The sequence below is a fragment of the Acinetobacter sp. Lyrl_1 genome (assembly GCF_051948795.1).
In the GTDB taxonomy this organism is placed as follows: Bacteria; Pseudomonadota; Gammaproteobacteria; order Pseudomonadales; family Moraxellaceae; genus Acinetobacter; species Acinetobacter towneri.
The window spans coordinates 1-6,859 of sequence record NZ_JAYJLK010000070.1 but is presented as its reverse complement, the minus strand read 5'-3'; the positions used below and the strand labels follow the sequence as shown (position 1 = coordinate 6,859).

General features: G+C 34.0%; 7 protein-coding genes and 1 pseudogene. 2 read left to right on the top strand and 6 right to left on the bottom strand.

Annotation, left to right across the window (positions count from 1 at the left end):
• Positions 1-283: 283 nt before the first annotated feature.
• The 3 genes and pseudogenes from VF675_RS13280 to VF675_RS13270 all read right to left on the bottom strand — a co-directional run.
• Positions 284-431, bottom strand: a pseudogene (locus VF675_RS13280) (HNH endonuclease); the annotation flags it as partial.
• A complete protein-coding gene (locus VF675_RS13275) occupies positions 424-1,008 on the bottom strand; it encodes a class I SAM-dependent methyltransferase (protein WP_440205350.1) in 585 nt (194 codons plus the stop codon). The gene VF675_RS13275 and the pseudogene VF675_RS13280, both read right to left, overlap by 8 nt.
• Before the next feature lie 78 nt (positions 1,009-1,086).
• On the bottom strand, positions 1,087-2,721 hold the full coding sequence (locus tag VF675_RS13270) for an HNH endonuclease (RefSeq protein WP_440205349.1): 1,635 nt from the start codon (positions 2,719-2,721) through the stop codon (positions 1,087-1,089).
• A gap of 596 nt (positions 2,722-3,317) precedes the next feature.
• Between VF675_RS13270 and VF675_RS13265 the strand changes: the two genes are divergently transcribed.
• Together VF675_RS13265 and VF675_RS13260 are read left to right on the top strand one after the other, a co-directional pair.
• On the top strand, positions 3,318-4,067 hold the full coding sequence (locus VF675_RS13265; protein ID WP_440205348.1) for a metallophosphoesterase family protein: 750 nt from the start codon (positions 3,318-3,320) through the stop codon (positions 4,065-4,067).
• A 99-nt stretch (positions 4,068-4,166) separates the two neighbouring features.
• The gene (locus tag VF675_RS13260) at positions 4,167-4,349 is read left to right on the top strand and encodes a hypothetical protein (RefSeq protein WP_024435960.1); all 183 of its coding nucleotides are present in this window, start codon (positions 4,167-4,169) and stop codon (positions 4,347-4,349) included.
• 42 nt (positions 4,350-4,391) lie between these two features.
• Here the strand turns inward: VF675_RS13260 and VF675_RS13255 are convergent, their stop codons facing one another.
• From VF675_RS13255 to VF675_RS13245, 3 genes are all read right to left on the bottom strand, one after another.
• Positions 4,392-4,667 (bottom strand): hypothetical protein, encoded by a 276-nt coding sequence (locus tag VF675_RS13255; RefSeq protein WP_024435959.1) that lies wholly within the window; start codon positions 4,665-4,667, stop codon positions 4,392-4,394.
• 321 nt (positions 4,668-4,988) lie between these two features.
• A complete protein-coding gene (locus tag VF675_RS13250) occupies positions 4,989-5,297 on the bottom strand; it encodes a hypothetical protein (protein WP_225543738.1) in 309 nt (102 codons plus the stop codon).
• Positions 5,298-5,385: 88 nt separating this feature from the next.
• Entirely contained in the window at positions 5,386-5,676 is a 291-nt protein-coding gene (locus VF675_RS13245) for a hypothetical protein (protein WP_160243360.1), read from the bottom strand.
• Positions 5,677-6,859: the final 1,183 nt, after the last annotated feature.

The window sequence follows — 6,859 nt, the reverse complement described above, 5'->3', positions numbered from 1 at the left end:
AATATAAGTTATTTAGAGATTTCTTAAATCGCCAAACATAACTTGATATTATGGAGGTAATTAAATCATATTGATAACAATAATTTTCTATATAGCTTGGAAACTTGTACAGTAAAATGACTTCATCAACAGACGCGGATTAAAAACCATGGAATCCTCGGTAGCCTATAAATAACCGAAGTTATAAGTAGAGGTTAAGCAGCCATTAAAGGTGATCTTCCTTTGTTAGCTTGGTGTGGTCTTTCATGATTCGAATGCCACACCCAATCAGTTATGTAATCCTTGTGTCCTGCCCTTTTTCAATAGCTAATCGTTTGAGAATAATCAATAGTGCAAATTTATAATGACTACTAAAACTCTCCGACTATAGAACCAGTTGGATATTTTTTAGGAATTTCAATTTTTTGAGCTATAAGAATAAAATCAGGCATGTTTTTTCCAAAGTACATTCAGCCACTTTTCATCACGATCATGTCGCTGATCTACTGTAATCCACTGTTTTAGTACCCTAACCCCATTCAACTGGTCTAACAATTCCTGAGCCTGCTCTTCATTTAAGTCAGTAAACGCCCTACCGCCTTTTACTCTATCTGCTGTTCCATATTTAAAAGACATATAGCACACACCGCCACGGCGTAATGCAGAATGAATACGTTTTAAAACATCAGGGAGTCTATTACGAGCACAATGTAGTAAAGAGGCACATGCCCATACCCCATCATAAACATCGTGTATATCAAGCTCATAAAAACTTTGCTGCTGAACAGTGATACCAGTCAGTTGGGTCGCTCGTTCGACCAATACTTCAGAATAGTCGATAGCATCAACTTGATAGCCTTTATTTTTAAAAGCCAAAGTGTCACGCCCTGAGCCACAGCCTAAATCCAGGATCCGTGCTGAATCTGGCACCTCAGCTAAAAATGGTTGGTATAGACTTTCCATATCCACATACAACGTGGCTTGTAAAAATTGATCTGCGTATTGGTTGTAATAGTCTATTGTTTTCATATTGGTTGCTTAGGCTAAAGACTGACCCCAGTCTACTAAAAAACAAAAAGATAAGGGAGCATTTGCTCCCTTATCTTTTTAGTCAAATAAATCTGCTCTTACTTCTTCCAAAGCACGATCTGACTTAAAACGATTACATATCGGGTGAATAATTGCTCCATTTTCTAAAACACCGTAACCACCTTCTGCTTTCGATTCTCGATGATCTACTTCAGTCGATTCAAGGTATAAAGCGCTATCACATACTTCGCAATAGCTCCATGTTTTCCTTTCCTCACGTTGATACAGGTTTCTTTTGGCCGCTAGTGAAAAATTTAGAGGTTTTTTCTTCTTTGATGATCTTACTGATTGCACAAAGCTCACAACATCATCCACAATACTCTCATCATAATCACCACCAAAACGGTCAAGGTAAAAATCATTAAAATTAATATAATCAAATGATTGACTCATCGAAAGAATGACGGTGTTCAAACAAACTTCATCTTCAAAATCTAAATCCATATTCAGTCCAATGCAGATAAAGGCCTGATACACGTTCTTCAATCGCTCATGTGATTTGATCCCGCTACCAAACTTACCGACAGTTTCTTTAATCGCCACAGGAATTTTTTCAATTAAACTTTCAACACCACGGCGTGCTCGAGTAAATCCAATAAAATCTATCTTTTTATTCTGTATTTCAAAACAGTCTTTTTCAATTTCACAGACGATAGAGAACCAGGCCAAAAAGGATGTCACTTGAAAACGATTATCTTTATAAAAATATAGTTTTGGGTGTAAGCCCAAACTTGGAATCCGAATACTAATTGGTGGTGTAGCGATACGACACAGCACAACTCTAAGTTTTAGCATTAAATTTTCTACACGCTGACCTTGGTCTATATTCACAGTATTCTGACTAGTATCACCAAACATGATATTCAGGAGTTCATTGACCAAGCCGATTTTTTTACCGTGTGTTAAATCTGGCTCTAAAAGTATTATCTTAAAAAGATGATCATGAATTTGCTCACCCAAAGTGATCACTTCATTTATCCGCTCGTAATTCAGTTCAGCCAAGTTGGATTTATTATCGTTTATATAACAACACGCATAAATCACATAAAAAGCATCACTCCCCCTATTCTGTAAATGATATTCTTCATCTGGATCTAATCGTTTCGTATCCGAATTGATTGAACAAAAGGCTTTTCGAGCTTCCTCAGGTGTCCCAATGACTTCAATAAAATTAATTTTGGTTGATTTTAATTTTTGCTGAAACTCAGAATCGCTACATAACTCTTGAAAATCAGCTAATCCACCTAATCGATTACGAATCTGACGAATATCTCGTTTTTGTGGTGCCGTGAATTTTGGGGCTCCTATTACTTGCTCATCAATAAAGTATCTTTTAATCCAAGCATAAATGATTGAAATCCTGTGCCCACCATCGATGATATAAATATTACCAACAGCATCTTTCCAATAGCGAACGCATAAATTGACATTACGATCATTCAAACAGTTTAGAATAAACTCCTGAATTTCAGCAGGGCTCCAGCACTCTGTGGAGCGTTGATTGTCTGCTTTATATAGTTTTTCTAGGATCTCATGCTTGGCGAAGTCATAAAGTGATATTTCAAAGTTATGGTGCAGATTTGAGTGCGACATTTCGTCAGGCACCATCATTTTTCTTTGAATAATATTGGTTAAAAGCTTAGTACGGGCCATTTTATTTTCTCTAGGCAATACTTCTCTATATCTCGTAAGATTACGAAATTTATAAAAGTAGAATTAATTAAACATGACGAAAATTTATTTCGAAAATTTTATTCTTTAAGAACAGAAGAAATAGCTTTGAGAAAATAAGGGATATTATAGAAAGTGTTCATGTCTAGTTCCTGTAGTAATTAATTACAAACAAGCTTCCAACTTTTCCACGAGATGGAGGCAAGCCAAACAGGGGTGGAAATACCGTACTACAGAAGACGGCCAGTCATAGACTGCCCTGCTTGGCCTACCATTACGATAGACTAAACATATTTAACGCAAAAAACCGCCAAAGCGGTTTACTGCTTCTGTAGTAAATTCAGGTTTCCACGCCTGGTCACAGATTTTGCTGTAACATCTTTATCTTATGTGCATAAATTCAATTGGTCAAATTTTATGATTAATATTTAATCAATTGATTCAAAAATAATTACCTATATTTTTATAGGCTTAAAGATACAGATGAGTATCTTATAATTTCTAATATTTAGTTGCTGTAAACTGATCGCAATGAAACTCTATATATTTAAGCAGCGTGATTTAATAAAGGAAGTAGATTGAAACTGCAAATTTTATCGGATACTCACAATTCTAAATATTCAATATCAGAGCAAGCTGATGTCATTATTCACGCTGGCGATTTTTCTAATCGCTTAAGTGGTGCAATTGAGTTTGCCGAAAAATGTAAATCTCTAAATAAAAAATTTATCTTTGTTTTAGGTAATCATGATTACTACAGCTCTAACTACAGTTCAGTCGTGAATTTCTTGAAAGAAAACTACCCAAAAAATGCACTACTTGATGACAACCATATCAAAATTCAAGATAAAATATTTGTAGGTGGCACGCTGTTTACAAACTTTCGCTCCAATTCACCACTTACATCTCCTGAGGTACTTTTACAGTCCCAAAAAGATGCTGAACAATCGATTTATGATTTTGATCAAATCATGATTGGCAGTGATCATCGAACGGTAACTACTAATGACTACATAGAATTATTTAAAAAATATCATGAAAATATTATGAAATTTAAGGATCAAGATAATGTGATTGTCATTACTCACTTCCCGCCTCATTTAGCTTGTCTTGATCCATATTGGGGTGCGCATCCTGTTGCATCTGCACTCAATCCCTATTTTATTAATGATTTAGATATAAAAGGCTTTAAGTTATGGATTGCAGGACATACGCATACATCAGTGGATACTGTAGTCGATGGATGTAGATTAGTGATCAATCCATTGGGTTATCCGCCAGAACAAGGTAAAAATGGGTTTAGAGAAAATTTGATCATCGAAGTTTAAGTAGTCATACCCGTATTGAAGTAATTTAAACCAATTCTAATATCATACATCCTATAGTACTGTTGATTTAGCTTTTACACCATGAACCAGGCGAAACTCATGTTGATTCCTTTAGATCCAGAAAATGATTGGAAAAATAAAATTGCAGATCAAATACTTAAAGATCTACTAGACATCCATAAAATCCAAGGTAATTCTATTAAAAAAATGAAAGCAGACCAAAATGGTGTTTTCTATGTGGAAGAGGAAATATCAATTGACGACTTACTCAAGCAATTTTGAACTCTGCTCATTGAAACGATATAAAGCGCTTGAATTTTATATTTAAAAGCTTAACCAAATTGTATCACCTGTAGATGCGTACATAGCTTCAGCAGTTTCTTTCAACACATCACTCTCATCCGTTTCCATTGATAGTTCATCACATGCATGATACCTACTATCGCTTGTGGAAAATAAGCTAGATTGAGCCGTAGTACTATGCTGTATAAATCTAGTTCTATCTTGCTTTAAAAGCTGCACACCACGGTAGCTAGCACGCATTTGATTTAATACTTGAAGACGTCTTTCATTTGTAGTCATTATTACTTTTCTCGACATTCATTGTCTCCTTGATTTTTATCTGAAATTAAGATTAATAAATTATGACATAAATTAAAATTGAGTAATGATCCCGCAATACTTCATTAAAATCACAGCGATCAAATAAAAACAAAACAATGTCTTAAAAATCAATCCTCTAAAAACTCCATGACATCTTTACCAGTTCTGACGATTTTCATAGGAGGTTGATTAGTTGCGTTTAGTATAGACCTGAGATCGTCACACTTTATTATTTCATCTTACTAATTTTTTGCTGCGGATTTAGCGAATATTTTCGCATTATCTTTAGAAATAATTTGATCTACCATAATATGTACCTCACTTTACAAATTTTTCAAGATCTTGCTCTTCAACACGCTGATATGAAGACGAACTATTAATTAAAGAATACCCTCTTCTGAGTGCCAATTCTTTATTAATTTCTTGCTCAGCTATACTTGTCTCGCCGTGACTTTTTATGTATTCAGCGCGTTTTTGTATAAATGCTCGCTCACGCTCTCGAACGTTGGAATTCACCGCTGTATTTTCTACTGGGCGAGTAGCTACATAATTATAGCTAATCACTCCTAAAAGTACGATTAAAAAGAAACTGAGTTGCTTCTTTACACTTCTAGTGTCACAAATCATCCTTTTATATCCAGTTCAGACTGAAGTTATCGTGTACTCACACTAATAAATTTAAAAATTAGAATGGATAAGACACTATAAGGGTTAATCACTCATCTCTAGGATTGAAATCTTTAAATTCATCAGCATTGCTAGAAAATTCAATAAAAAAGTTATGCCATGCAAATAATGACTCTAATTCCTGTTTATTTTGAATCGGCTTAGGCAACTCATATCCAATGATCCAGTATGGTGCTGTACAGCAAACATGCTCAGGTATAAGGACTTGCTGTAAGGCTGTTTCAGCACTTTGAAAATATAAATTATCGTTTAAGTGGACAATACTCCCTTGCAAAGCTTCTTGAATACAATGATCTGCCTCTATATACGTATCCTTCATTTAGTTCGCCTCCATTTTTCAATTAATGGGATTTCTAAATCTGTTAAATTATTTAACGCTGAGATTACTATTTCAATTGCATCACACCATTTGACAACTCTTGTATACTACCTAAAAATTCAAAAAATTGATTGATTCAAAATTTCAAAATACGTAAGTTGAGTGGAAACGTTATAAACATCAACCTGAATATCAATATCCATGGCGCAAGCTCCACATTAGAATATTGCTACAACCTTCCTAAAAGGCACTGCTCACAACAAATAATATCAGGTACTCCCCCCTGGTGATTTACTAAATCACATTTCATCTGAGGAGCACATTGAATCCTTATATACCGATGGGGAGTCTATGATACGAAATGCTACAGACAAGTCATTTTAGATCGACTGGCACATACTTGTACTCTGCTAAAAAAATATAGAATCATGGAAAGATAAAAAATAGAGATCTTTATAAGTAAATGAATTCTTAAAAACATTCAAACTTCTAGGAAGAACATTCTGAAAAAGTAGTCAGGTGATCATCGCAAAAGTCTGATGGAAACCAAGTTTTACTCTGCCTTGGGTTGCATCAAATTATTGAAAGAGTTATATCTCTAATTTATATTTTTTAGAGTAATTCCATCTTTCTATTCTTTATGTAACCACAGCACTTAGGTTTTAAACAGCATCCTACTAAATAAATTAAAAGCAAGAATCATCCTTTTAAAAATACCAAAAATTTTCAATCAATTAAAATCAACTCCTAAAATAGATTTTCACAACCATAAAAACTCCATTTACTATAAATTAACACTTAATCCAATTGATCACATTAAAACCAATAAAATACTTTTTTTAAAGGAACAATAATTTCGAGATACCTCTATTAACTTTAACAAAGATTAAATATTAAAAAATTTCTCAAAAAGATTTGCATTTCTGTCTAAAACCACTCAAAAAAGCTAATAATAGGGGTGAAATCCCCCCCCTAAACGTCCCTATTTTTGAACACCAAAAACAGATTATCTGCTAAGAAATACTAACAAAAACCAATTTGCAAAGTTAAAAAACAATATCCATATGTTTTCAATGTATTTTTTTTGATAAATTTCCGTTGATATCGTCAACCTCTGATAGAACCTCTCAGCACTCTTTTTTGATACCATCAGCACTCTTTCATCTTGTAAAAGACGCTTTGT